Raw genomic sequence first — 25196 nt, forward strand, 5'->3', positions numbered from 1 at the left:
CGGGTCGGGCCCGGCCGCCGGGACGCTACTTGACGCCGAGGTGCCGATTCCATCGACTGCACGAGATCCCGTGTTTCGCGTAGTCGACGGGGTCAGTCGGCGGTGAGCCGGTGATGGCGCTGGGCGGCCATCCGCACCGGGGCGTTCGCCTCGCCGAAGCGGTCGTAGCCGCCCCTGCGCTCGACGATCTCGAAGAAGACCCGCCCGCCGAGGACCGGCGTGTACAGGTGCAGCAGTTCGCCGCCGGCCGGGTCGCGGTCGTAGAGGATGCCGTACCGGCGCAGGGTCGCGACGAGGTCGTCGGGGAGCCCGAAGCGGGCGGCCAGGTCGGCGTAGTAGTTCGCCGGCACCGGCAGGACCGGGGCGCCGATCGCCGCGGCGGTCGCGACGATGTCGTCGGTGCCGAACGCGACGTGCTGCGGGTCGACGACGGCCGGCGCCCACGTGCCGCGGCGCAGCAGCGCGACGGTGAGGGCCAGCCGCACCCCGCGGGCCGAGTCGGCGACGGCGCGCGAACGCATCATGCCGAACGGCGCCGCGTACTCCTCGGCCGCGACGTCCGCCAGCCCGAGCACCGTCCGGTAGAACAGGCCGGCCTCGTCGAAGTGGTCGAACGGCTGGGTGAGGCCGAGATGGTCGGTGCCGCGCAGCCCCGCGCCGGGGCCGGGCGCCTCGCCGGTGTCCAGGAAGTCGGCGTTCCAGTCGTCGTCCGGCCCGGTCAGGAAGACGTTCGTGCCGTCCGGGGCGGTGACGGCGGCCAGCTCGGCCTCCCCCGCGCCGCGCTCGTTGGGGTGCGCCGCCGCGAGCAATGCCGCCGCCCGCCGCAGCGAACTCCCCGGATCGGTGCTGACGACCGCGAAGCCGCTGATCGCCGAGGGGCCCGGGTGGGTGACGGCGCTGTTGAGCACGATCTCGCAGGCGACCTGTCGCCACAGTTCGACCGGCTTGGTGCGGTGCTGGCCGGTGTGCGCGAACCCGAGGCCGCGCAGGGCGGCACGCAACTGCGGACCCGAGCGCCCGTCCACGCTGAACTCGGTGAACGCGTGCCGCCGCAGCCGCGGCGCGGCGGGCAGCCGGCGCAGCGGCAGGTCCTCCCGGCCGGGCACCGGTGGGATGCGATGCTCCAGCGCCACCAGCGAACGCATGCCGTCGACGGCGGTGCGGCGCGGGTCGGACTGGCGGAAGACGTCGTTGAAGACCTCCAGCGACAGGGGGCCGTCGTAGCCCGTCGCGAGGACCGCACGCATCAGCTCGGGGAGGTCGAAGGCGCCCTGGCCGGGGAAGAGCCGGTGGTGCCGGCTCCACTGGAGCACGTCCATGCGCAGGTACGGGGCGTCGGCCAGCTGCAGGAAGAAGATCTTCCCGGGCGTCACGTCCGCGATGCCGGCCGCCGGCACCTCGCGGGAGAGCACGTGGAACGAGTCGATGCACAGGCCGAGCGCGGGATGCCCGGCCCGCCGGACGATCCGCCAGGAGCGGTCCCAGGTGGAGACGTGCCGCCCCCAGGCGAGGGCCTCGTAGGCGATGCGCAGCCCGTGCGCGGCGGCCCGGTCGGCCAGCAGCGCGAGCTGTTCGGCCGCGAGGTCGTCGTCGTCGACCGCCTCCGGTGAGACGTTCGAGCACACCAGCATCGTGTCCACGCCGAGCGCGGCCATCACGGCGAACTTCTGCTCGGCGCGCGCCAGGTTGGCCCGCAGCCGTTCGGGCGGCACCGCCTCGAAGTCGCGGAACGGCTGATAGAGGTCGATGGTCAGGCCCAGCTCGGCCGCGCGGGAACGGATCTCGGCCGGCGACCGGTGCGAGACGACGAGGTCGTTCTCGAACAGCTCGATGCCGTCGAAGCCGGCCGCGGCGGCCGCGCTCAGCTTGTCGTCCAGGGTCCCGGAGACGCAGACGGTGGCGATCGACCGGCGCGGTCCTCTCCTCATCGGGCCTCCCCGTCAGGATCGTTTCAGATAGCCGGTGAGCAGGTCGCCGAGCATGGTGCGGTAGTGCGTCCGGCGGGCCGGATCGAGCAGGTCCCGGTCGAAGAGCGCGCCGAACGTGTGCCGGTTGGCGACCCGGAAGAAGCAGAACGAGCTGATCAGCATGTGCACGTCGAGGGCGTCGACGTCGGTGCGGAACGTCCCGTCGCGCTGGCCCCGTTCGAGGACGCCGCGCAGCAGGTCGACGGCGGAGCTGTTGAGGTCCACGAGGCGGGCCACGTGGGTCATGTGCCTGGCCTGTTGGGCGTTCTCCACGCCGACGAGCTTGATGAACGCCGGGTGCGCGGCGTGGTGGTCGAAGGTCACCTCGGCGAGGCGCCGCAGCGCGGCCACGGGGTCGAGGTGGTCGACGTCGACGGTGCGCTCCGCCGCGCGGATCTGCGCGTAGGCGCGTTCGAGAACGGCCAGGTAGAGCTGCTCCTTGCCGCCGAAGTAGTAGTAGATCATCCGCTTGGTGGTGCGGGTGCGGGCCGCGATCTCGTCGACCCGCGCGCCGCTGTAGCCGCGTTCGGCGAACTCGTCGGTGGCCACGTCGAGGATCTCCGCGCGGGTGCGCTCGGCGTCGCGCCTCCGCTCGGCGACGGGTGCCACGGCCGGCGTCATCGGCTTCTCCTCGGGCGTGCGCGTCATGCGGGCAAGTCTGCCCGGCCTCTTGACAGTGACGGCCGTCACGGTCGATAACTAACGTACCAGTTCGTACATACCTTGCCATCGATGGAGCGGCCATGTCGACCTGCCGGTGCGGATTGATCGGAACGGGCATCGGCGCGTCCCTGTCACCCGCCCTGCACCGGGTCGAGGCCGCCCACCGGGGACTCGCGCTGGACTACACGCTGTTCGACGTCGACCCGCCCGACACCCGCGCGGCGCTCGGTCGACTGCTGGCCGACGCCGAGCGGGACGGCTTCGCCGGCCTCAACATCACCCACCCGTTCAAGCAGCAGGTGATCGAGCTGCTCGACCACCTGTCGCCGCAGGCGCACGCGATCGGCGCGGTCAACACCGTGGTTTTCCGCGACGGTCGCCGGCACGGCCACAACACCGACGCCCACGGCTTCACCGCCGCGTTCCGGGACGGCCTGCCGGACGCGGCGACCGGCCGGGTCGTCCAGCTCGGTGCCGGCGGCGCCGGGGCCGCCTGCGCGTACGCGCAGCTGCGTATGGGCGCCGGCCACCTGACCGTCGTCGACCCGGACGCGGGACGGCGCCGGACGCTCGCCGCGTCACTGGCCCGGCACTTCGACGCCGGGCGCGTCGCCGTCGCCGCCCCGGACGACCTCCCGGCGGTGGTCGCCGAGGCCGACGGCGTGGTCAACGCCAGCCCGGTCGGCATGGCCGCCCACCCCGGTTCGCCGCTGCCCACCGCACTCCTGCGCCGCGGCCTCTGGGTCGTGGACATCGTCTACATGCCGGTCGAGACGGAGCTGCTGCGCGCCGCCCGGGCCGCCGGCGCGCGGGCGGTCGGCGGCGCGGGCATGTGCGTCTACCAGGCCGCCGCGGCCTTTCGGCTCTTCACCGGACACACCCCCGACACCGCGCGGATGCTGCGTCACCTCGACGAGCTGCTCGCCGAACGAGGCAACCACCATGCCGCGTGAACCCCCGCCCCAGGAGCGTTCCATGCGTGCACGAACCACTTCCGACGACACCGCCGTCACCCGCGAACTCCCCGAGCCCCTCCCCTACCGCCGCATGATCGGCCCCGGCGTCGTGGCCGTCGGGATCGGCATGGCCGCCGGCGAGATCATCCTCTGGCCGTACCTGACCGCGATCGGCGGTCTCGGGCTGCTCTGGCTCGCGTTCACCACGCTGGCCGTGCAGTACGTCATCAACCTGGAGATCGAGCGCTACACGCTGGCCACCGGGCAGACCGCCGTGGCCGGGTTCTCCCGGTGGTGGAAGGGCTGGGGCGTGCTGATCTGCCTGGCCGGCGCCTTTCAGTACGTCTGGCCCGGCTGGGCGACGAGCGGATCCACCGTATTCACCTACCTGAGCGGCGGCGGCGACCCGGTCTGGATCACCGTGGCCGTGCTGGCCGCCATCGGTGTCTTCCTGACGTTCTCCCGCGTCACCTACACGGCGGTCGAACGGGTCGAGACGCTCAAGGTCGCCCTGACCCTCTTCTTCCTCCTCGTGGTGGTCGTCTTCGTGATCTCCCTGAGCACATGGGGCGAGGGCGCGGCGGCGACGGTGACCGGGTTCGGCCGGATCCCCGAGGGGATCACCTTCACCATGCTGCTGAGCGCGATCGGCGCGGCCGGCGCCGGTGGCGTGCACAACCTGGTGCTCAGCAACTGGATCCGGGACAAGCGCTACGGCATGGGCGCCCACGTGCCGCGGCTGATCTCCCCCATCACCGGCCGGGAGGAGGCCAGCGGCACCGACCGGTACACGTTCCCGCTGGACGAGGCGTCGCTTCGCCGTTGGCGCGTCTGGTGGCGGCGGGCGAACGTCGAGCACCTGGTCACGTTCGTGGCGGTGTGCTTCGTGACGATCGGCGTGATGACGCTGCTCGCCTACGAGACGCTGTTCGGCCGCGACGATCTCAAGAGCGACCCGTCGTTCCTGCGCATCCAGGGCGACATCTTCGCCGACGAGGTCGGCGGCTGGCTGAAGGTGCTCTTCCTGGCCGTCGCGGCCGTCTCGCTGTGGGCGGCGGCGATGGGCCTGCTCGACATCATCGGCCGGGTCGCCGCCGACTTCCTGCGCCGCAACTACCTCCTCGACTCGACCCGCTGGACCGAACCCCGGCTCTACCTGACGGTCGTCTGGGCGGAGATCGTCCTCGGCTCGATCATCCTGCTGGCCGGCTTCACCCAGCCGCTCGGCCTGCTGGTCGTCTCCACCTGCGCCGCCTCGGTCGTCACCCTGCTCTATTCGATCCTGCTGGTCCGGTTGAACACCCGCGACCTGCCCGCACCGCTGCGCATGCGCGGCTGGCGGCTCTGCGCGATGGTGCTCGCCATCGGCTTCTACGGGTTCTTCGCGATCGCGATGGTGGTCACCCAACTCCAACGGCTGTGACCTAGGCCAGTGCGGGCTCCGGGGCCGGGGTGCCGATCGGCTTGCGGTGGCGCAGCGACAGCGACAGCGCCGCCGCGAACATCGACAGGATCCCGGCCCCGAGCCACGCCAGCCGGTAGTCGCCCATCGTGTCGCGCACCAGCCCCGCCGCCGTCGCCGCGAACGCCGCCCCGAGCTGGTGCGAGGCGAACACCCAACCGAAGACGACCGGGCCCGCGTCGCCGAAGTACTCGCGGCACAGCGCGACGGTCGGCGGCACGGTGGCGATCCAGTCGAGCCCGTAGAAGACGATGAACAGCAGCATGTTCGGGCGCACCGTCGCGGCGAACAGCGCCGGCAACACGAGCAGGGAGAGTCCGCGCAGCGCGTAGTACATGCCGAGCAGGTAACGGCTGTCGATGCGATCGGTGAGCCAGCCCGAGGCGATCGTCCCGACGATGTCGAACAGGCCCACCACGGCCAGCAGGCTGGCGGCGGTCGTCTCGGTCATCCCGTGATCGTGCGCGGCGGGGACGAAGTGCGTGCCGACGAGGCCGTTCGTGGTGGCGCCGCAGATCGCGAAGCCGCCGGCCAGCAGCCAGAACGGGCCGGTCCGCGCGGCACCGCCGAGAGCGCTCAGCGCGCGCCGGGCCGGGTTCGCGACCTTCACCTCGGGCACCGGCCCCGTCGCGCCGTAGGGCAGGACGCCCAGGTCGGCCGGCTCGCGCAGGCGCCACCAGGCCAGCGGCACCACGGCCAGCGAGGCCGCCGTGACGACGAGCGCGGCCGTGCGCCAGCCCGCGTGTTCGGTGAGCGCGGCCAGGCCGGGTAGGAAGATCAGCTGCCCGGTCGCTCCCCCGGCGGTCAGCACGCCGGTCACCAGCCCGCGCTTCTCGACGAACCACTTCCCCGTCACCGTGGCCACGAACGCCATCGCCATCGAGCCGGTGCCGAGCCCGACGAGCACGCCCCAGCAGAGCAGCAGCTGCCACGAGGCGTTCATGAAGACGGTCAACCCGCTGCCGAGGGCGACCAGCGTGACGGCGAAGACCACGACGCGCCGGATGCCGAAGCGCTCCATCAGCGCGGCGGCGAACGGCGCGGTCAGCCCGAAGAGGATCAGGTTGATCGACACGGCCGCGGAGATCGTGGCGAGCGGCCACCCGAACTCGTCGTGCAGCGGCCGGATCAGGACCGAGGGCGTGGCCCGGAAACCGGCGGAGCTGATCAGGACGACGAACGTCACGACGGCCACGTACCAGGCCGGATGGATGCGGGTGCGAGTCACCGCTTCAGCCTGCCGGCCGCACCATGATTCAGACGAGTGGCCCGAACGACAACATGCGTCAGGATCCGGCCACGGAAGCGGGCCTCGGCGGCCGGCGCCGCTGGGTGGACAGCGCGCCCGCCATCGTCCGCTGCGACCATCCCAGCGCCGACAGGTAGGCGCGCGCCATTTCCGCCGAGGAGACCGGCCCGGTCTTCAACGCCGGCAGGTCCGACTGCTCGTACGCGCGCACCATCGACAGCACCTGGCCCAGCCGGCCCCGCCCGTGCAGCAGCGCGTCGGTGATCTCGGTGCTCACCGGCAGGCGCACCAGCAGTTCGCCCAACGGCTCCGCGACCAGTTCGGCGACGCCGGCGAGCAGCCCCACCGTGAACGCCGAATCGGTCGGCACGTCCAGCCGTTCCGCGATCATCTGGCACAGCTTCGCCCGCGACATCATCGTCGACAGCTGCTCCTCGGTCGCCTCCGAGATGTCACTGACCAGCATCAACGCGACCCACTGGCGGATCCGGTCGATGCCCAGCATGGTGATCGCCTCGTGCACCGAGGAGACCTTGCGGGCCAGGCCCACCGAGGCCGAGTTCGTCGCCTGGAGCACGCGGTAGGAGAGCGCCGGGTCGGTCGTGACGATCTGCACCACCTGCTGCATCTGGATGTCCGACGCCGTCAACGCCCCGAACAGCTCCAGCCGCCGCATCCGCGACGGGTTCAGCGACACCGCGGTGAGCGTCTGCGGCCGGCCGAAGATGTGCCCCTGGAACAGGTCGAACCCGAGGTCGTGCGCGAGCGCGCGGTGGTGCGAGGACTCGATGCGTTCGGCGACCAGCTTGATGTGCTTGTGCTTGCGCACCTCCGCCACCGTCGAGGCCACCGTGTCGGCCTCGACGTCCAGCAGGTCCAGCTTCACGAACGACGCCAGGCCCAGCAGCTTGTCGTGCCCCTCGCCGAGCACGAAGTCGTCCAGGGCGATCAGGTAGCCCTGTTCGGAGAGCATCGTCACGCCGGCGTACACGTCGTCGTCGACGTCGACCGTCTCCAGGACCTCCAGCACCACCTGCTCCGGCCCGAACGGCAGCGGCAGGTCGCCGACCAGGAACTCGCGGGTCAGGTTCAGAAAGCAGGGGCGATCGCCGACGAGCTGTTCGAGCCCGAACTCCGCGAACGCGTTCACGATCACCTGCGAGGTGGCGTACGCGTTGCGCCGGTGTGCCTCGGTCGCCTCCGACCCGCCCCGGAACAGCAGCTCGTAGCCGACGACCTCGCCGGTGCGGTCGTAGATCGCCTGCCGGCCGATGTGCACCAACTGGGACTCGTTGCCGGTCGAGGTTACGGAGGTCACGGATGCACACATCGGCACCGGATGCACGCACTCAAGAAAAACCTCAGGCCACCGGCGTGTCGGCCGAATGGGCGATTGCCAGGACGGCACCGGAGTTGAACCACGGATGAAATTGACCGGGGAAGGTGCTCGTGGCAAAGGGGCGGTTCGGCCAGTTCGTGGTGCCGATGGGCGTCGTGCTGGTCATCGTGATGATGGTCGTCCCGCTGCCGTCGTTCCTGATCGACATGCTGCTGGCGCTGAACATCACCGTCGCGCTGCTGACCGTCCTCGTGAGCATGTTCGTCAGCCGGCCGCTGGACTTCTCCGTCTTCCCCTCGGTGCTGCTCGTCGCGACGCTCTTCCGGCTCGCGCTCAACATCAGCGCCACCCGGCTCGTGCTCCTGGACGGCTACGCCGGCAAGGTCATCGAGGCGTTCGGCCACTTCGTCGTCGGTGGTTCGCTCGTCGTCGGGCTGGTCATCTTCATGATCCTGGTGGTCATCCAGTTCCTGGTGATCACCAAGGGCGCGGAACGGGTCGCCGAGGTCGGGGCCCGGTTCACCCTCGACGCCATGCCGGGTAAGCAGATGGCGATCGACGCCGACCTCAACGCCGGCCTGATCGACGAGGCGACCGCCAAGCAACGCCGTTCGGACGTCGCCGCCGAGGCCGACTTCTACGGGTCCATGGACGGTGCGTCGAAGTTCGTCAAGGGCGACGCCATCGCCGCCATCGTCATCACGCTGATCAACCTCATCGGCGGGATGGTCATCGGCATCGTGCAGCGCGGCATGGACCCGATGGACGCGGTCGAGACCTACAGCCTGCTCTCCATCGGTGACGGCCTCGTCTCGCAGGTCCCGGCGCTGCTGCTGTCGGTGGCGACCGGCCTCATGGTGACCCGTTCGGTCAGCGACGGGGACATGGGCAGCCAGGTGCTGTACCAGTTCAGCCAGCAGAAGCGGGCGATGCAGATCGGCGGCGGCGCCGCGCTCGCGCTCTGTCTCATCCCGTCGCTGCCGAAGCTGCCGTTCATCCTCGTCGGTGCCGGCGTGCTGCTGATCGCCCAGCGCCTGCCCAACCCCGAGGACATCGCCGACAGGGCGTTGGAGGGCGAGATCGTCGAGGACGTGCCGAGCCCGGACTCGCCCGAGGCGTTGATCGGCGAGATGCGCGTCGACCCCCTGGAGCTGGCCCTCGCCCCGGACCTGGTCGATCTGGTCGACACCAACAGCGGAGATCTGTTGGAACGGGTCAGGGCACTGCGCCGCAAGGTCGCGTTGGAACTGGGCATCCTGATGCCCCCGGTGCGCACCCGCGACGACCTGGCCCTGGACCTGTCGGCCTACTCGATCCGGATCAGCGGCGTGGAGGTCGGCGCGGGACAGGCGCCGCCGGGCACGGTGCTCGCGATCGGCGACGGCCTGGACTTCCTGCCCGGCCGCGCCGGCGTCGAACCCGTCTTCGGCCTGCCCGGCAAGTGGGTCCCGGCCGAGCTGCGCCACCAGGCGGAACTCACCGGCGCCACGGTGGTCGACCGGGCGTCGGTGATCATCACGCATCTGGCCGAGGTGGTGCGCACGAACGCCGCCCGCCTGCTCGGCCGCGAGGACGTGCGTTCCCTGGTGGAGATGGTGCGCCGCGGCAACCCGGTCGTCGTCGAGGAACTCACCCCGGCCCTGCTCTCGCTCGGCCAGGTGCAGAAGGTGCTCCAGGGACTCCTGGACGAGAACGTCCCGATCCGCGACCTGGTGCGCATCTTCGAGGCGCTGTCGCTGACCGCGAAGACCACCACCGACCCGGACATGCTGCTCGAATCGGCCCGGGGAGCACTTGGTCCGGCTATAGCCGCACGGTTCGTCAGCGACGGTACGCTGTACGCGATCACGCTCGAACCGCGCCTGGAGCAGTCGCTGCTGGAGGCGTTGCGGCCCACCGATTCCGGGCTGCAGCTCCTCGTGGACCCCCAGCGGGCCGAGTCCCTGATCAGCGACCTCGGTCGCCTGCTCGAACAGGCTGAGCAGCAGGGCGCCACGCCGGTCGTGGTCGTCTCGCCCCAGCTACGCATGCCGCTCCGGCGGCTGATTTCCGTCGCAGTCCCCCGGTTGCCGATCTTGTCGTACGCCGAGATCGCGAAGTGCACGTTCCGCATCGAGACCGTGGGGGTGGTGAGCGGTGCCTACCCGATTGCTGCTTGAAGGTGGGGATCTCCAGGAGCTTCTCGCGCAGGTGCGCGACGAGCACGGGCCCAAAGCGAAGATCGTTTCCGCGGAGCGGGTGCGTTCCGGCGGGCTGACCGGCCTGCTGCGCGCCGAACGCTTCGAGCTGACGGTCGAGGTTCCCGACGAGGACGACCCGCCGCCGGCCGCCGACCCGCCGGAGGCCGGTGCCGACGCGGCCTGGCCGGAGACCGGCACACCGGCGATCGACGGCCTGCTGGCGCTGCTGAACGAACGCGAGGCGCGCCAGCCGGACTCCGCGCCCGCCTCGGCACCGCCGGCTCCCGCCGCCTCGACGCCCGCCGCCTCCTTCGCGCAGGCCCTGTCCGAGGCGCGGCACCAGGCCCCCGAGGCGCCCGAGACCCCGGCCCCGCCGCCGTCGCGCGCACCGGCGCAGGCGACCCGGCCGTCCACCGCCGCCGCGCCGAGCGCGGACGAGACGTTCGAGTTCCGGCTGGATCCGCACTTCTCGGCCGTACCCGAGGTGCCCTCGCCGGTGGCGGCACATGATGTCTCCGACCCCCTCCACGACGAGTTGCCACCGGAGGAGTTCCTGAACGCCGCCACCCCGCTCGGGGACTACGGACCGACGATGCCCCCACGCACGCCGCGGGCGATCAACGGCACGCCGGTGCTGCCGACGGCCGACCCCTACGCCGACGACCCGCTCTTCGACCAGGAACTGGACGCGCTCGAACCGCCGTTCGCCACCGACGGCGACCTGCCCTACGACGACCGGTTCGACTACGCCGACGAGGGTTACCCCGTCGCCGGGCACGTGCCGGGCGCGGCGTTCCCGGTCAGCGGGGTGAGCGGCTCGCCCGCCTTCCCGATCAGCGGCGGGCCGGGGCTGCACGGCGATGACGACGACGCGCCGCCGAACCTGAGCGCCGCGCTCGGCGGGTTCGGGGCCGGCGAGGTGCGGGTGGAGTTCCCGCACGGCGGCGGGCACCCGGTCGCCGGCGGGCTGCGGGCCACCTGGGCCGCGGGCGACGACACCGACCCCGACCTGCCCAGCGGGCACGCCTACCTGGCCGGCGCCGTGCACACCGACGAGGCGGCCGGCGAGGTCGGGTTCGAGTCGCCGGCGTACCGGCCCAGCAGCGGGATGGGTCTCATCGACCGGCTCGCCCACCTGGGCGTTCCGGCACGCGTCCTGCACCGCCTGCCGGCCGACGAGGCCTATCCGGCGATCGCGCACGCGTTCGAGGCGGAGGCCGGGCCGCCGCCGCTGCCGGAGGAGCCGGGCGCGATCATCGCCGTCATCGGCGAACTGGCCGGCGCCCTGGCCGTCGCGGACGAACTCGCCAAGACGATGCGCCTCGACCCGCAGCGCACACTGATCGCGACCGACAACGCCACGTTCGAACGCCACATCGGCGACGTCGACGACGCGCTGCGCCGCGCACACCGCGCCCGCCAGGGCGACCAGCCCCGGCTCATCGCCGTGGACGTCCCGGCCACCGGCACGAACGCCTGGGCCTGCGGCGTGCTCGACGCGATCCGCCCGGACGCGATCTGGTACGCCGTCGACGCCACCCGCAAGACGGCCGACGTGGCGCGGCAACTGGCGATCCTGCCCCGGGTCGACGCGCTGGCGGTGCACGGCGTGCAGGCGACCGCCGACCCGGCCAGCCCGCTGGCGCTGGAGATCCCCATCGCGATGCTGGACGGCCAGCCGGCCGGCCCGCACACGTGGGCGGCGCTGCTCTGCCGTCGCCTCTACGAGGAACGCGCGCGTGCTGATCACTAGTCCGGCCACGCTGCTCCTGGCGGCGGTGCTGGCGAGTCCGACGCTGTGGACGGCGTTCGTGACGCAGCAGGTCAGCTACACCGACGCGGCTCTGCGGTACCTGTTCTGCGTACCCGCCGCGGCGGTCATGCTCTGGCTGCTGCGCACCGTCGTCCGAAGCTTCGGCCCGAGTCACCCCGAACGGCGCGGCACCGACAAGGCCCCGCCCCCGGAGGAGTCCCCCGCCCCCACCGCGTAGCCCTTTCCACAAGCAGACCCACCCCACGCACGGACGCTGGAGGCCCCTCATGTTCTCCGACCTGCCCATCCGGTGGAAACTCACCGCCCTGGTGAGCGCCAGCCTGGTGGCCCTCGCCGCCAGCTTCGCGGTCACGCTCAACAACAACCACACCACGAGCACCGCGGACGCCCGACTCGAACGGGTCAACGCCGCCAGCGCGCTCGTGCTGCAGTTGGACCGGCTCGCCAGCGAGCTGAAGGTCAGCGGCCTCGAGGCGGTCATCCGAAACGACCCGAAGGAGCAGGTCGACCTGCTCAAGGAGAACATCACCGCCACCGAGGCGGCGCTGGCCGAGCTGGCGGCGATCGACCTGCCGAGTCAGCTCGACTCGGCGGTCGGGCGGATCAAGGAGGCGTACACCGACTACACGGCGGTGGTCACCCGGTTCGTCGACTCGGCCGGGGCGGACCAGACGGCGAGCCGCCTCGCGTGGGAGCAGATCGGCGTGGACAACTACCTGACCAGCGCCGTCGTCGCCAACGAACGCACGCTGTTCGCCGAAATGATCAAGGCCATCAACAAGGACGCCGAGGAGGCACGCGACGGCGCGAACATGATCCTCGGCATCACCGTTCTGGTCGTCGGCCTGCTGCTGTGCGCGCTGGCGCGGATCGTCGTCCTGTCGATCACCCGCCCGCTGAGCCGGATCAACAGCACGCTGCGCGCGATGGCCGGCGGCGACCTGACGGTGCCGATCGACGTGCGCTCGAAGGACGACGTCGGCGAGATGGCCCGCACGCTGGAGGAGGCGCAGCGCGGCATGCGGGGCGCGATCGGTTCGGTCGCCGGTGCGGCGTCCGCCGTGGCCGAGGCCGCGGAGGAGATGTCGTCCACGACCGAGTCGATGACGGCGTCGGCGCGCCACGCCTCGAGTCAGGCGGCGCACGTCTCCAGTTCGGTCAATGAGGTCTCGGAGAACGTCCGCGCCGTCGCGACCGGCACCGAGGAGATGAGCGCCTCCATCCGGGAGATCGCGGAGAACGCCAACGAGGCGGCCCGGGTCGCCAGCCACGCGGTCGACGTGGCCGAGGCGACCACCGCTCAGGTCGGCAAGCTCGGCGAGTCGTCCACCGAGATCGCCAGTGTCGTCAAGGCGATCACCGCGATCGCCGAACAGACCAACCTGCTGGCGCTCAACGCGACGATCGAGGCGGCCCGGGCCGGCGACGCCGGAAAGGGCTTCGCGGTCGTGGCCGGCGAGGTCAAGGAACTGGCCCAGGAGACGGCCCGCGCCACCGAGGACATCTCGCAGCGGGTCGCCGCCATCCAGGCCGACACCACGGGAGCCGTCTCGGCGATCAACCAGATCAGCTCGGTCATCGCCCAGATCAACGACTTCCAGGCGACCATCGCCAGCGCGGTCGAGGAGCAGACCAGCACCACCGCCGAGATGAACCGCAGCGTGACGGCCGCCGCGGTGGCCGCCGGCGGGATCGCCGACAGCGTCGAAGGGCTGGCCGGTGCCGCGGAGACCACCACGACCGGCGTGAACCGCTCCCAGGCCTCCGTGACCCGCCTGAACGACATGGCCAACAAACTCCGCGGCGTCGTCTCCCAATTCCGCTACTGACCAAGAAGAACAGCCAAGAGCCAAGGGGCGCGCCGGAGAGATCCAGCGCGCCCCTTGGCCGACGGGCGGACGGGCGGTGACATGGTTTATCCGCCCCGCCGGAGGCGGCGCGACTACACGCGGACGGGAAAGCGTAGGCCCGTAGGGCCCAGCGGTGCAGCCCGGGAGGCAACGGTAGGGCCCCCGACGCACCCGTGAAATAGAGCCTCTAAGGATTCTCAGTTCGCAAGGCACATGGCGAAGCGCCCGGATCCATACCCCTGGACTTCGAGGTTGAGGTCAAGTCGCCGCCCGAGCGCCAGCAGGTAGCCGATCGCGTCGGGCGGCGGCATCTCGCCGGGCATGAACGCCTTGTCCATCTTCAGGCGGGGCTCGCCCTCCTGGTTGAGCAGTGAACTGCAGATGTTGCAGACCTCGGTGACGTTCTCGGCGAGCATCGAGGTGAGTTCCTTCTTCTCGATCGGCTCCTCGGTCCCGGCAACCGGGATGAGGCCGATCGCGGCGCCGGCGTACACGGACAGGGGGACGTCCATGCCGACCACGGCGCGCATCACCTTGCGGTCGTCGACATAGACGCTGACCAGCAGCTTCTGCCCGATGTCGACGACCTTCAACGGATTACCGGGGCTTACCGACACCGAGCGGCCGAGGAGCTCCTCGAACATGTCCTTGACCGCCTTGGGGGCCGGCAATTCCCTTGTCATGCCATATATCGTCCCAAAAAGGGACCTCGCTCACCCGAGAATCGAGTCGAGCGCGTCCTTGAAAGACTCCGGCGTGAACGGCTTCGTGATCAGGAACAACGCACCCGCGGCCTCGGCCGCCTGGCGCATCTCCGGGGTGCCCTCGCTGGTGACGAAGCCGAACGGCACCTGCACACCCTCCGAGCGCAGCTGGCGCAGCACCTCGACCCCGGTCATCTCCGGCATGTTCCAGTCCGACAGCACCAGGTCCGGCTTCTCGGACTTCGCGGTGTTGTAGGCCTCCCGGCCGTCCGACGCCTCGACCAGATCGTGCCCCTCGTAGCCCGCCTGCCGCAGCGTCCGGGTCACGATCTGGCGCATCACCCGGCTGTCGTCGGCGATCAGGATCTTCATGCCCCCACCCCACCGGCCTCCGCGGCACTGGAGGTGCCCTCCAGCACCGACACCGTCAACGGCTCGTTGTGCCACAGGCCGAACAGGGAGCAGACCTCCTTGACGTTCGGCCAGTGACCGCTGCCGCCGGTCTGCACGTGCGGCAGGGACAGCGCGGACGGCTCCGGCAGGAGGCTCTTGACGTTCCCACCGATGATGTTCACCAGCTCGCCCACGGCGTCGGTGATGTCCGCGGTGCTCACGTCGTCGTAGCCGATGCCCAGCAGGCCGGCCGCCGCGTGCCGGGACGCCGCCGCCGAGAAGCTGATCACGACGTGACCGCGCCAGGCGCCGGTGACCGAGACGGCCGCCGACACCTCCTTCGGCGTCTCGCCCGGCGGCATCTGGATCAGCGGGTTGACGCCCTCGGGATCGAGGTACGAGGTCCACACCTGTTCGGCGATGACAAGAAGGTCGTCCGCTGTCGGGGACGGGTATTCGATCATGCGGCTGCTCCGTTCGGAACCAGGCCGAGAAGCGCCAACTTCTCCACGATGGCGTCCGGCGTAAACGGCTTGATGACGTACTCGTGGGCGCCCGCGGCCAGCGCGCGAACGATCTGGCTCTGCTCGCTCTCGGTGGTGACCATCATGAGCGTCATGGGCTTGTAACGGGCCTCGGCGCGGACCGCGGTCACGAACTCGAGGCCGTTCATCTCGGGCATGTTCCAGTCGACGAGGGCCAGCTGCGGCACCTCGCTCATCTCGGCCAGCTTGTCCAGGGCCTCGCGGCCGTTGCCGGCCTCGACCACCGTGAACCCCAGCTGAGTGGCGATACGGGTCAGAATGAGCCGCATCGCGCGTGAGTCGTCGATCACCATGGCGTGCACGGCGTCACCCCTTTCCGTAGGCGCCCAAGGGCGCTGTTGTCGCGGCCTTGAGCCGGTAGGCCGAGGTACGCCCGGTCACCACCCGCTCGAACCGGTCGTCGATCCCGATCGTGGTCTCGGCCGAGCCGAGGAAGAGCCAACCGTCGGGCTTCAGCGCGGCACTCACCCGCTGCAGCACCGACCGCTTGGTCTCCACGTCGAAATAGATGAGCACGTTCCGCAGGAAGACCACGTCGAACGACGGCAGCGGTGGCAGCGGCGCCGCCAGGTTCAGCCGGCGGAACGACACGTTGCGGCGCAGCTGCGGCGAGACCCGCCAGTGCGCGCCGACCCGTTCGAAGTGGCGTACGAGCGACGCCGCCGGCAGGCCACGGTTCACCTCCAGCTGGGTGTACTGGCCGGCCTCCGCACGGGCCAGCATCTCGGTGGAGATGTCGGTGCCGAGGATCTCGTACGTCCAGCCTGCCGGCAGGTTGTCCTGCATCTGCATGGCGAGCGTGTACGGCTCCTGTCCGCTGGAGCACGCGGCCGACCAGATCCGCAGGTGACGCGCGGCGGCTCGGCGTTCCAGCAGTTCGGGGAGAACCATCGAGGTCATCGCCGTGAACGGCTCGCCGTCCCGGAAGAACGACGTCTCGTTGGTGGTCAGCGCGTCGACGATGCGGCGGTGCACGTCCGGTTCGGGACGCTGTTGCGCCCGCAGCACGAACTCCGACACGGTCGACGCCCCGGTCTGCCGCGCGAGCGGCATCAGACGGGCCTCGACCAGGTACTCCTTGCCGGGTTCGAGGACAATTGCCGCATCGCGCCGGACCAGGCTGCTGATGAATGCAAACTCCTGGGCCGTCAGTGTCATCGGGTCACCTCCATGGACCGCGCAGCGCGTCCGCCATTAACGCGAGTGATCAAATATCTGCTGATCTCGTCGAGCGGCATGACCGCGGACGCGAGACCGGCGGTGGCGACCGCCCCGGGCATTCCCCAAACCACTGACGTTGCCTCGTCCTGGACCACGATGTCCGCCCCCGAGTTCGCCAGGTCCTCACAACCACGCTTGCCGTCGTGGCCCATGCCGGTCAGCACCACCGCGAGGGTGGCGCCGCCGTAGGTGCGGTTCACCGACCGGAACAACACGTCAACCGCCGGCCGACAGAAATTCTCCGGCGGGGCGGTGTTCAGGGCGGTGATGATCGAGGTGCCCTTTCGGTGCACCTCCAGGTGGAAGTCGCCGGGCGCGATGTAGACCGAGCCGGGCGTGACCGGCATGTCGGCCGTCGCCTCGACGACGGTGAGCGCGCTCGTACGGTCGAGCCGTTCGGCGAACATCTTCGTGAAGACCGGCGGCATGTGCTGCACGACCACGATCGGCACCGGGAACCCGGCGGGCAGGTTGCGCACCATCCGCGACAGCGCGTCGGGGCCGCCGGTGGAGCAGCCGATGGCGACGACGTCGACCCGTTCGTTCCGGGAACGGGGACGCGTCGAAGGCGCCGGGGTGGGAGTCCCCGGAGCCGGGCGCGGGGTGGACGGCGGCGCGGCGGGGCCCGGACGCGTGGGAGCCGTCGCGGGCGGAGCGCCGAGACCGGGCCGGAACGACGCCGGGGGCGCGTGCGGCACCCGGGGCACGAGGCCCGCCGGCGCGGCCGGCCCGGGGGCGGCGCCGCCCGGTCGGAGCGGGGCCATCCCGGGCTTGCCGTTGCACAACGCGTAGATCCGCGGGATGAGCTGCTCGCGGACGCTACGGATGGATTCGGAGATGCTGCCGACGTTGGCCGGCTTGGTGACGTAGTCGCTCGCCCCGGCGGAGAGCGCGTCGAGCGTGGCCGCCGCGCCCTGAGCCGTCAGGGTGCTGAACATGATGACCGGCAGCCGCCGGTCGCTGCGCCGAAGTTCGCGCAGGGTGGCGATGCCGTCCATGACCGGCATCTCGATGTCCAGTGTGACCAGGTCCGGCCGGAGCTGGGCTATTTTCTGCAGCGCGATGCGGCCGTGCGGCGCCGTGGCGATGACCCGAATGCCCGGGTCGTCGGTCAGCGCGTCGGTGATCAGGCGACGGACGACCACCGAGTCGTCGACCACCAGGACCGAGATCACGCGAGCCGCCTCCAGCGCCGGGAACGGGCACGGTGCCCGTCCTCTCCAGCCGGACTATCGGCGGAATCGCCTCGGTGATAAGGAGAACTCCCGGTTACTCCCCGGAGTCCGCCACCTGATCCGCGACGGCCGTCTCAGAAATGGCACGATCGACCGTGAGCTGCTCCGGGCCGGCGATCGGGCCGAGGGCCGTCACGACCGGGTCGAGCAGCTTGTAGAGCGTCGCGCTGTCCAGCACGTCGCGCACGGTCAGCGCCTGGGCGGCACCGCTGAGCAGGTTCCACACGCCGCCCGCGCGGTCGGCCACCGGCACGGCGGCACTGTCGACGGCCTGCACCAGCAGGAGCTGGGCGGCCGCGGCGGCGCGCACCCGTCCGGAGACGAAGACCGCCCACGAGGCGGAGTGCACGGCTCCCGCCCAGTCGGCGATGCCGGGCCGGCCCTGACCGGTGACGGCGGCGAGCTTGAGCACATCGGTGCGGGTCAGCCGGCGGATCCGGTCGACGAACGCGTTCAGCGCGGTCGCCTGCGGGCCCAGGTCGACGGGGCGCTCGGGGAGCTGGCGCACGGCCGACACGTACGGCGCGGCGAGCTTGCGGCGCGTCTCGTCGCTGAGCAGTTCGCGCAGGTAGGCGGCGACCGCCGCGTCGCACAGGACGGATGCGGCGCGGGCCGCCGACTTGAGCTGGACCACCCCGGCCGGGTGACGCCGCCAGGTCCAGTCCATGACATCGTGGCGCAGGCAGTGCAGTAATCCGTCGACGGTGCCGATCGGGGTGCGTTCGAGTACCGCGAGGGCGCCGGCGAGGTCGATGACCTCCAGTCCGGGGTCCACCTCCTCGCGTCCGGCGGCACCGGCGCGAGCGGCCTGCTCGCGGCGGGTCCGGGCAGCGGTCTCGACATCCTGCCAGAGGGCGATCCGGTCCCATTCGTTCGCGCCGGCGGCGGCGATCGGGTCCAGATCTTCGGGGGTCAGGACGAGGGTGCGCAGCAGCACGTCGGCCACTGCCGCACCGCCGTCGAGGCGGGTCAGATCGAATCCCAACACGGGGGCACTCACCAGGCTGTACACACCCACAGTCTTCAGCAACCTGCCTGCAACCGGCAATCCACCGAACGGTTTCGCAGTCACTCTCCGCAATCGACGCGCCGTGGCAGCAGAGGTGCTACCGGGACAGGTGTGACAAGGCCGAGCCTTTGCGCACCAGATCCACTACCCTGAGCAACAAAGAACCCGGCCGGGTGACCCAGGCCGGGCTCCTTGAATATTACTCGCTGTAATGGATCAGTCGCTGCCTGAACCGCCGCCGGTGTCCGTCGCGCGGGCCGTGTCCAAGGCGAGCATCAATCGACCGTCCAGTTTGAACGCGCCGTTGATGAGCTCCCGCAACGGACCGTGCAGGGTGTCCGGCGGCGGCTCGAACGCCTCGTCCGACAGTTCGACCACCTCGCCGATCTTGTCGACCAGCAGGCTCACCGACTCCTCGTCGGTGCGCACGATGACGTTCATCGCGGGGCCGTCGAAGTCCCGCGCCGGGAGGCCGAGCTGCACCCGCAGGTCCACCGCGGCGATCACCTGCCCGCGCAGGTTGAACAGCCCACCGACCGCCTTGGGCGCCAACGGCACCGGCGTGTACTCGTGGAAGGAGAGCACCTCCTGCACGATCGCCACCGGGACCCCGAACAGCTGGGTGTCCACCTCGAACGTGGCGTACTGACGACTGGCCACCGCGTCACATCCCTGCCATGTCGTAGCTGATCGGGTCCGACTCCACCGCGGCGTCGAACCTGGGGTCCGCCGCCAGGATCGCCCGGCGCACGTCCAGCAGCTCGGTGACCCGCTGCTGGATCACGGCCGAGCCCATCATGCCGTCGTCGCCGACGTCGCTGCGGGCGTCGACCACGTCCTCGACGATGTCGAGGATCTTCTCGACGGCGAGCGCGACGCTGCGGCCCCGTTCGGTGTAGACGACCACCGGCACCGTGGCGCCGTCCTCCGACGAGTACGCCCCGAGCAGGTGCGCCAGCCGCAGGACCGGCAGGATCTGGTCGCGGTACTGCACCACCTCGCGGTTGCCGACCCGTTCGAGGCGCTCCACCGGGAACTCCTCCAGGCGGGTGACCATGTCGAGCGGGATGGCGACGCGGCGTTCGCCGATGCCGGCGATGAGCAGCCGGTCGATGGTGCCGGAGGTCGCCTTCGTGGTGGCGTCGAGCTGGGCCTGGGCGCGTTCGATCTTGTCGGAGCCCAGGTGCGACCGGCGGGCCAGCGACGCCACGTCGAGGATCAGCGCCACCTTTCCGTCGCCGAGCAGGGTCGCGCCGGCGTACACACCCACGTCCTTGAACCGCGACGTGAGCGGCTTGACGACGACCTCCTCCGTGTTGAGCACCCGGTCGACAACCAGCCCGAAGCGTCGACCCTCGGCGTGCAGCACCGCCACGTACACGTCGCGGTTGTGGTCCGAGGACGGGTCGCGCAGTTCGAGCGTCTGGTCGAGGTGCACCAGCGGCAGCAGCTTGCCGCGCAGCCGGTAGACCGGGGCACCCATCGCGTACTCGATCACCCGGCCGCCCTGGCCGTCGAGGTACACGAGTTCGTGCACGGCGACCTGCGGGATGACGTACCGCTCGGCGCCGCACTCGATGGTGAGGGCCTGGATGATCGCCAGGGTCAGCGGGATCGTGAGGCGCCACGTGGTGCCCACGCCGAGCGTGGACTCGACGTCGACGGCACCGCCGATGCGCTCGATGTTCGTCTTGACGACGTCCATGCCGACGCCGCGGCCGGAGACGTTCGTGACCTTCTTGGCCGTGGAGAAGCCGGGCCGGAAAACCAGGGAGAGGATCTCCCGGCGGTCCATCAGCGCGAGCTGTTCGCGGGTGACGACCCCACGTTCGAGGGCCACCTCCGCGATCCGGTCCGGGTCCAGGCCGGCCCCGTCGTCGGTGACCTCGACGATGACGTGGCCGCCCTCGTGGTAGGCGCGCAGGGTGAGCGTGCCCTCCGGGTCCTTGCCCTTGAAGCGGCGGTCGTCCGGCAGCTCGATGCCGTGGTCGACGGCGTTGCGCACCAGGTGCGTCAGCGGGTCCTTCACCGCCTCCAGGAGGCTGCGGTCCAGCTCGGTCTCCCGGCCCTCCATGGCCAGGCGGACCCGCTTGCCGAAGCCGCTGGAGAGGTCCCGGACGACCCGCGGGAGCTTGGCCCAGATGTGGTCGATGGCCTGCATGCGCGTCTTCATGACGCTTTCCTGCAGCTCGCTGGTGATCAGGTTGAGCCGCTGGCCGGTGCGGGTCATCGACGGGTCGTTCGCCCCGCCGATCGCGCGGACCAGCTGGTTGCGGGTCAGCACGAGTTCCCCGACCAGGCGCATCAGGGTGTCGAGCAGGTCGACGTCCACCCGGATCGAGCTGTCCGCGATGCTCCGGCGGGCCTGCCCGCCGGTCTCGTCCTCGGGTCCGACCGGCTCGACCTGTTCGGCCGGTGCCGGCGCCGCCGCGGCGAGCGGAGTTTCCGGGGGAACGTCGTCAGCTTCGCCACCGAAGGCCGCCCCGAGGACCGCCTTCGCCGGAGTCGCCTTCGCGGTCGGCTTCGCCGCGGACTTGCGCGTGCGCGGCTTGCGCCCACCGGCCGACGCGTCCTCGGCCCCCTCACCATCGCCCTCGCCGGGCGTGGTGACGGTGACGGTGACCTCGACCGGCGTGGTCGCGGCGACAGCGGCGGCGGGCTTCGCGGCGGGGGCGGCGGTGCCGTTGATGCAGGCGGTGACGGCCTGGATGACGGGTTCGAGGTCGGAGTCGTCGCCCCCGCTGCCGTCGTTGCCGTTCTCCTCGATGTGGGTGAGCAGGCCGCGCACGCAGTCGATCATGCCGAGCAGCGCGTCGGTGGTCTGCGGCGTCATGGACTGCGCCCCGTCGCGGAGCCGGGCGAGCAGGTTCTCCCCGACGTGGGTCACCCGCTCCAGGCGGTTGAACGCCAGGAACCCGCTGGTGCCCTTGATCGTGTGGATCGTCCGGAAAATGCTCGACAACAGCTCCCGCGACCCGGGGTCCTGTTCGAGCGCGACGAGGTCCCGGTCGAGCTGGTCCAGGTTCTCGTGGCTCTCCACGAGGAACTCCTGGACGATGTCGCCCATTTCGTCCACGCTGCCTCCCTTCACCGTGCGCCGTATCGGCTGGTTTCGGCGCAACCTGAGGCTTGTTGCCCAGAGCGTGGTTAGTCAGCGACGAACCGTGACCGCCAGCTCCTTGGGTTCCGGGCCGGCGCGCGGGTCGGTGCGGACCAGCTCCGCCTGTTTGACCAGACGTTGTGCCGTGCTCAACTTCGGCTCGCAGGTCACCAGCGTGAGGACTGTCGGCCGACTGCTGTCGGGATCCGCGAGCACGGTGTCGTCCTGGGGTTCGACGATCACGGTGCGGGCGGCCCGGTAGACGAGCCAGCTGGTGCCGGTCTCCACGATCACCGGATCGCCGGCCTGGAGTTGGTCGAGGTCCCAGAAGACCTTCGGGTAGCGGTGCGCCGCGATCGCCGTGTTGCCCGGGGAGCCGAACGGCTGGGTCGAGACGATGCGCCCCGGCCCCATGTTGAGCTGCGGCTTCTCGGCGCCCTCGACGACGACGAAGTCCAGGCCGAGGCTGGGCAGGTACAGCCGGGCGACGGGGGTGCCGGGCGGCACGGGGGTGACGGGTTCGCGCCGGGGGCGGTCGGCGAGCCGGTGCGCCGGGGCCGGACGGGCGGCGTTGGGGGCGGGTGCCGCGTCGCCTTCACCGGCGCCGGCCGGGCCCCACTGCTCGGTCAGCGCCCGGTCGAGGACCTTCTGCTGCGCCAGCACATGGCGGATCTTGCCGACCCACTGCCACCCCGAACCGGCACCGACGGCCAGGCCGGCGAGCACGAGCAGCACCGCCACGCCACGAATGATCTTGCCCGATTGAGCAGAAATTCCGGATTGCGGCACTAGCAGAGAATAACCGGTTTGCCCTTTACGCGGTCGCGAGGGCGGCCGGAACCGCCGGCTCGCTCCGGCGCACCAGCCGCGCCCCGGCCAGCCCGCACGCCGCCAGGCACACCGCGCCGCCGATCGCCAGCGCGGCCCGCGGTCCGGCCACCTCCGACAGCCAGCCCAGCAGCGGCGCGCCCACCATCCCGGAGAGCGAACCCACGACGCCGACCGCGGCGAGCACCCGCCCGCGCATGTCCTCCCGGGTGTCGAGCTGCACCCGCGCCGACACGGTGGTGTCCAGCAGCACCGCGGCGGCCGCGATCGGCACCAGCACCAGCGCGAACGCCCACAGCCCCGGCACGAACGCCGCCACCACCTGAAGCGCGCTCGCCAGCAGCCCGGCGCCCACCAGCAGCCGCGTCGTCAGCTCCGCCCGCTGGCCGGCGACGAGCGCGCCGAGCACCGTTCCGGCGGCGAAGACGGCCGACAGCAGCCCGTAGCCCGCGGCTCCCCCGGCGAGCGGCCCGTCGCTCATCGCCGCCATCGTCACCTGGTAGTTGCGGCCCAGGCTGCCCAGCACGAACGACAGCGCCAGCGTCCCGAGCACCACCGGCTGCCGGAGCAGGTAGGCGAAGCCGGCCCGCACGGCTCCCGCCTCCCGCGGCGCGGCGGCCAGCGGGTGCAGGTCGGCGACCCGGACGCGCAGGAGCGCCACGACGACGCCGGCGAAGCTCACGGCGTTCCACAGGAAAAGGGGTGCCGGACCGAACGACGCGACCAGGACGCCACCCGCGGCCATGCCCACGATGCGGCCGGTGGAGTGGATCAGCGAGCCGAAGGCGAGCGCGGTCCCGAGCCGGGCCGGACCGGCGACCATGCCCCCGAACCGACCCAGGGCCGGACCGTCCACGGCGGAGACGACCCCGGAGACGGCGGCCACCGCGTAGATCGCCCACAGGCCGGCGTCGGCGAACACGGCCAGCGCCAGCGCCGCGGCCAGAACGGCGTGCAGCACCTGGGTCACCACGAGGATCCGGCGCACCGGCAGCCGGTCGGCGAGCGCGCCGCCGTACGGGCCGAGCAGCAGCACCGGCAGCGCCTGGACCAGCATCGCCAGCCCCATGCGCGTGGACGAACCGGTGACCTGCAGGACGTACCAGTTGACGCCCAGCACCTGCATCCAGGTACCGGTCACCGAGACGAGGTCCGCCCCGGCCCACAGCCGGACGTTGTACTGCCGCAGCACTTCACCGAATCGACCCACGGAGGGCTCGTTCGGCCGGGGCACGTCCGGCAGAAGTGAGAGACCGGTGCCGCACTTCTCCGGCACCCGGATGATTCCTGGCCGCGACAGCGGGTAGGGATTGCTCCATGAGCGAAGCGCAGTGGAGAGACGAGGAACGGCTGCCCCTGGCGGAGCTGGACCGGGCGATGGCGACCTACTCGCACGACGGTCAGGCCGACGACGCGACCGGTAACGACGCGGGTGCGGAACTGGAGTTCGGCGACGGCTCGACCGCGCGGCGCCCCGGCCGCCCCTCCCCGGACGGGCCGACGGTCGACGGCCGCACCGGCCCGAACTGACCCGCGAAGGGGCGCCGGCATCCGGTGTGCCGGCGCCCCGACGCGACGGTGCGGATCAAACCGTGAGGGCGATCCACTTCTGGTTGAGCTTGCTCCCGTCGCACGCGTACGCGATCACCGCACGGTCCTCGGTGCCGCCGCTCCAGCTCTGGTCCAGGCACTGGCCGCTACGCGTGTTCTGCAGGCTGAACGTGCTGCCGGAGAGGTTGACGAGGCGCCAGTACTGGTTGGCGTTGCCGTTGCAGGGGTAGGCGATGACCTCCCTGTCCGCGGTGCCGCCGCTGTAGCTCTGGTCGAGGCACTTGTTGCTGCGGACGTTGATGAAGTAGATCCGCCCGTCGCCGGTGGTGACCCACTTCCACTGCTGGTTGGTGCCCGGGTTGCTGCAGACGTAGGCCTGGACGTTCTTGTCCTCGGTGCCGCCGGTCCAGCTCTGGTCCAGGCACTTGTCGCTGCGGTCGTTGACCAGCTTGTAGATGCCCTGCAGCGTGTCGGCCGAGGCCGGTGACGGGGTGGCCGCCACGACGCCGACGGTGAACAGCGACATGACGAGGAACGCGAGGACGCGTCGCATCAGGTTCTCCTTGCGAGGGATGAGCAGGGACCGTCAGGCCGCACGCGTGTGTCAGGGGGAGATCAAGGTCATAACCACCCCCGTGCGGACCTGATCCGCAGCGAGCGTAGCAGTGATTGATCTCTATCCGAAGCCGGTGCTCAGGTGCGGCCGTCGGACTCCTGCGCCTGGCGCATGGCGTCCGCGTACGGCACCCAGTCGGCCAGGTAGACCGGGAAGCCCTTCGCCTCGAGCAGCGCCACCACGTCCGGATCGTCGTCGACGACCACGGCGATGGTCGAACGCTTCGCCAGTTCGGCCAGGCGATCGGCCTTGTAGAGGCGGGCGGGCCGGCGGTCGTTCGCGGGGCGCATCAGCACGCGCCGCGCGGGCAGGCCCTGGTCGCGCAGCCAGCGCTCGGTGACCCGGCGGAGGCTCTCGGGGCGGCCGGTGAGCCAGACGATGTCATGTTCGGCCGACCAGCGGCGGGCCAGCTCGACGCCGGTCTCCAAAGGCGGGTCGTCGGCGGCGCCGGCGAAGAACCGGGTCCAGCTCTTGGGTGCGTTGACCACGTGGTGCAGCCGGTGCCGCACATCGGCGACCACGCCGTCCACATCGAAGACCGCCAGCACGGGATC

General features: G+C 71.0%; 24 protein-coding genes. 7 read left to right on the plus strand and 17 right to left on the minus strand.

What is annotated here, in order from left to right:
- Positions 1–92 precede the first annotated feature (92 nt).
- Together Val02_RS27680 and Val02_RS27685 are read right to left on the minus strand one after the other, a co-directional pair.
- Positions 93–1928, minus strand: a complete 1836-nt coding sequence (locus tag Val02_RS27680) for a bifunctional sugar phosphate isomerase/epimerase/4-hydroxyphenylpyruvate dioxygenase family protein (protein WP_203902165.1) — start codon at positions 1926–1928, stop codon at positions 93–95.
- Positions 1929–1940: 12 nt separating this feature from the next.
- A complete protein-coding gene (locus Val02_RS27685) occupies positions 1941–2615 on the minus strand; it encodes a TetR/AcrR family transcriptional regulator (protein ID WP_239153377.1) in 675 nt (224 codons plus the stop codon).
- Positions 2616–2710: 95 nt separating this feature from the next.
- Here Val02_RS27685 and Val02_RS27690 point away from each other — a divergent pair, with 95 nt between their 5' ends.
- Positions 2711–3583, plus strand: coding sequence for a shikimate dehydrogenase (locus Val02_RS27690; RefSeq protein ID WP_203902166.1), 873 nt, complete (start codon positions 2711–2713; stop codon positions 3581–3583).
- Between the two features lie 22 nt (positions 3584–3605).
- Positions 3606–5009: an Nramp family divalent metal transporter gene (locus tag Val02_RS27695; protein WP_203902167.1), complete on the plus strand. Its 1404-nt coding sequence runs from the start codon at positions 3606–3608 to the stop codon at positions 5007–5009.
- A gap of 1 nt (position 5010) precedes the next feature.
- Here the strand turns inward: Val02_RS27695 and Val02_RS27700 are convergent, their stop codons facing one another.
- Both Val02_RS27700 and Val02_RS27705 read right to left on the minus strand, forming a co-directional pair.
- Entirely contained in the window at positions 5011–6276 is a 1266-nt protein-coding gene (locus tag Val02_RS27700) for an MFS transporter (protein WP_203902168.1), read from the minus strand.
- A 58-nt stretch (positions 6277–6334) separates the two neighbouring features.
- Positions 6335–7615: an EAL and HDOD domain-containing protein gene (locus Val02_RS27705; RefSeq protein ID WP_239153378.1), complete on the minus strand. Its 1281-nt coding sequence runs from the start codon at positions 7613–7615 to the stop codon at positions 6335–6337.
- A gap of 131 nt (positions 7616–7746) precedes the next feature.
- Here Val02_RS27705 and flhA point away from each other — a divergent pair, with 131 nt between their 5' ends.
- Genes flhA through Val02_RS27725 form a run of 4 tightly spaced genes read left to right on the plus strand, consistent with a single transcriptional unit; the run spans position 7747 to position 13419 of the window.
- Positions 7747–9795: a flagellar biosynthesis protein FlhA gene (gene flhA, locus Val02_RS27710; RefSeq protein ID WP_239153379.1), complete on the plus strand. Its 2049-nt coding sequence runs from the start codon at positions 7747–7749 to the stop codon at positions 9793–9795.
- On the plus strand, positions 9773–11569 hold the full coding sequence (locus Val02_RS27715) for a hypothetical protein (RefSeq protein ID WP_203902170.1): 1797 nt from the start codon (positions 9773–9775) through the stop codon (positions 11567–11569). The genes flhA and Val02_RS27715 overlap by 23 nt, the downstream gene beginning before the upstream one ends.
- Entirely contained in the window at positions 11556–11807 is a 252-nt protein-coding gene (locus Val02_RS27720) for a hypothetical protein (RefSeq protein ID WP_203902171.1), read from the plus strand. Before Val02_RS27715 ends, Val02_RS27720 begins: the two co-directional genes overlap by 14 nt.
- 49 nt (positions 11808–11856) lie before the next feature.
- Positions 11857–13419, plus strand: coding sequence for a methyl-accepting chemotaxis protein (locus tag Val02_RS27725; RefSeq protein WP_203902172.1), 1563 nt, complete (start codon positions 11857–11859; stop codon positions 13417–13419).
- Between the two features lie 218 nt (positions 13420–13637).
- Here Val02_RS27725 and Val02_RS27730 read toward each other — a convergent pair whose 3' ends face one another.
- From Val02_RS27730 to Val02_RS27780, 11 genes are all read right to left on the minus strand, one after another.
- Positions 13638–14123: a hypothetical protein gene (locus Val02_RS27730; RefSeq protein WP_203902173.1), complete on the minus strand. Its 486-nt coding sequence runs from the start codon at positions 14121–14123 to the stop codon at positions 13638–13640.
- Between the two features lie 30 nt (positions 14124–14153).
- Complete coding sequence (locus Val02_RS27735) at positions 14154–14516, minus strand: response regulator (RefSeq protein WP_203902174.1); 363 nt, start codon at positions 14514–14516, stop codon at positions 14154–14156.
- On the minus strand, positions 14513–15001 hold the full coding sequence (locus Val02_RS27740) for a chemotaxis protein CheX (RefSeq protein ID WP_203902175.1): 489 nt from the start codon (positions 14999–15001) through the stop codon (positions 14513–14515). The genes Val02_RS27735 and Val02_RS27740 overlap by 4 nt, the downstream gene beginning before the upstream one ends.
- A complete protein-coding gene (locus tag Val02_RS27745; RefSeq protein ID WP_203902176.1) occupies positions 14998–15375 on the minus strand; it encodes a response regulator in 378 nt (125 codons plus the stop codon). The genes Val02_RS27740 and Val02_RS27745 overlap by 4 nt, the downstream gene beginning before the upstream one ends.
- 13 nt (positions 15376–15388) lie before the next feature.
- On the minus strand, positions 15389–16240 hold the full coding sequence (locus Val02_RS27750) for a CheR family methyltransferase (protein WP_203902177.1): 852 nt from the start codon (positions 16238–16240) through the stop codon (positions 15389–15391).
- Positions 16237–17478: a protein-glutamate methylesterase/protein-glutamine glutaminase gene (locus Val02_RS27755; RefSeq protein WP_203902178.1), complete on the minus strand. Its 1242-nt coding sequence runs from the start codon at positions 17476–17478 to the stop codon at positions 16237–16239. Before Val02_RS27755 ends, Val02_RS27750 begins: the two co-directional genes overlap by 4 nt.
- A 94-nt stretch (positions 17479–17572) precedes the next feature.
- The gene (locus Val02_RS27760) at positions 17573–18526 is read right to left on the minus strand and encodes a hypothetical protein (RefSeq protein WP_239153380.1); all 954 of its coding nucleotides are present in this window, start codon (positions 18524–18526) and stop codon (positions 17573–17575) included.
- A 237-nt stretch (positions 18527–18763) separates the two neighbouring features.
- Positions 18764–19207: a chemotaxis protein CheW gene (locus Val02_RS27765; RefSeq protein WP_203902179.1), complete on the minus strand. Its 444-nt coding sequence runs from the start codon at positions 19205–19207 to the stop codon at positions 18764–18766.
- Positions 19208–19211: 4 nt separating this feature from the next.
- The gene (locus Val02_RS27770) at positions 19212–21614 is read right to left on the minus strand and encodes a chemotaxis protein CheW (RefSeq protein ID WP_239153397.1); all 2403 of its coding nucleotides are present in this window, start codon (positions 21612–21614) and stop codon (positions 19212–19214) included.
- An 84-nt stretch (positions 21615–21698) separates the two neighbouring features.
- Positions 21699–22388: a class E sortase gene (locus Val02_RS27775; RefSeq protein WP_203902181.1), complete on the minus strand. Its 690-nt coding sequence runs from the start codon at positions 22386–22388 to the stop codon at positions 21699–21701.
- Between the two features lie 73 nt (positions 22389–22461).
- Positions 22462–23685, minus strand: a complete 1224-nt coding sequence (locus tag Val02_RS27780) for an MFS transporter (protein WP_239153381.1) — start codon at positions 23683–23685, stop codon at positions 22462–22464.
- Between the two features lie 107 nt (positions 23686–23792).
- Here Val02_RS27780 and Val02_RS27785 point away from each other — a divergent pair, with 107 nt between their 5' ends.
- On the plus strand, positions 23793–24005 hold the full coding sequence (locus tag Val02_RS27785) for a hypothetical protein (RefSeq protein ID WP_203902182.1): 213 nt from the start codon (positions 23793–23795) through the stop codon (positions 24003–24005).
- 55 nt (positions 24006–24060) lie between these two features.
- On the opposite strand, the gene Val02_RS27790 is transcribed toward Val02_RS27785, so the two are convergent.
- Both Val02_RS27790 and Val02_RS27795 read right to left on the minus strand, forming a co-directional pair.
- The gene (locus Val02_RS27790) at positions 24061–24579 is read right to left on the minus strand and encodes an RICIN domain-containing protein (protein WP_203902183.1); all 519 of its coding nucleotides are present in this window, start codon (positions 24577–24579) and stop codon (positions 24061–24063) included.
- A gap of 140 nt (positions 24580–24719) precedes the next feature.
- On the minus strand, positions 24720–25190 hold the full coding sequence (locus Val02_RS27795) for a phosphatase domain-containing protein (RefSeq protein WP_203902184.1): 471 nt from the start codon (positions 25188–25190) through the stop codon (positions 24720–24722).
- Between the last annotated feature and the right edge of the window lie 6 nt (positions 25191–25196).

Origin of the sequence: Virgisporangium aliadipatigenens, from assembly GCF_016863615.1 — a bacterium.
Lineage (GTDB): Bacteria > Actinomycetota > Actinomycetes > Mycobacteriales > Micromonosporaceae > Virgisporangium > Virgisporangium aliadipatigenens.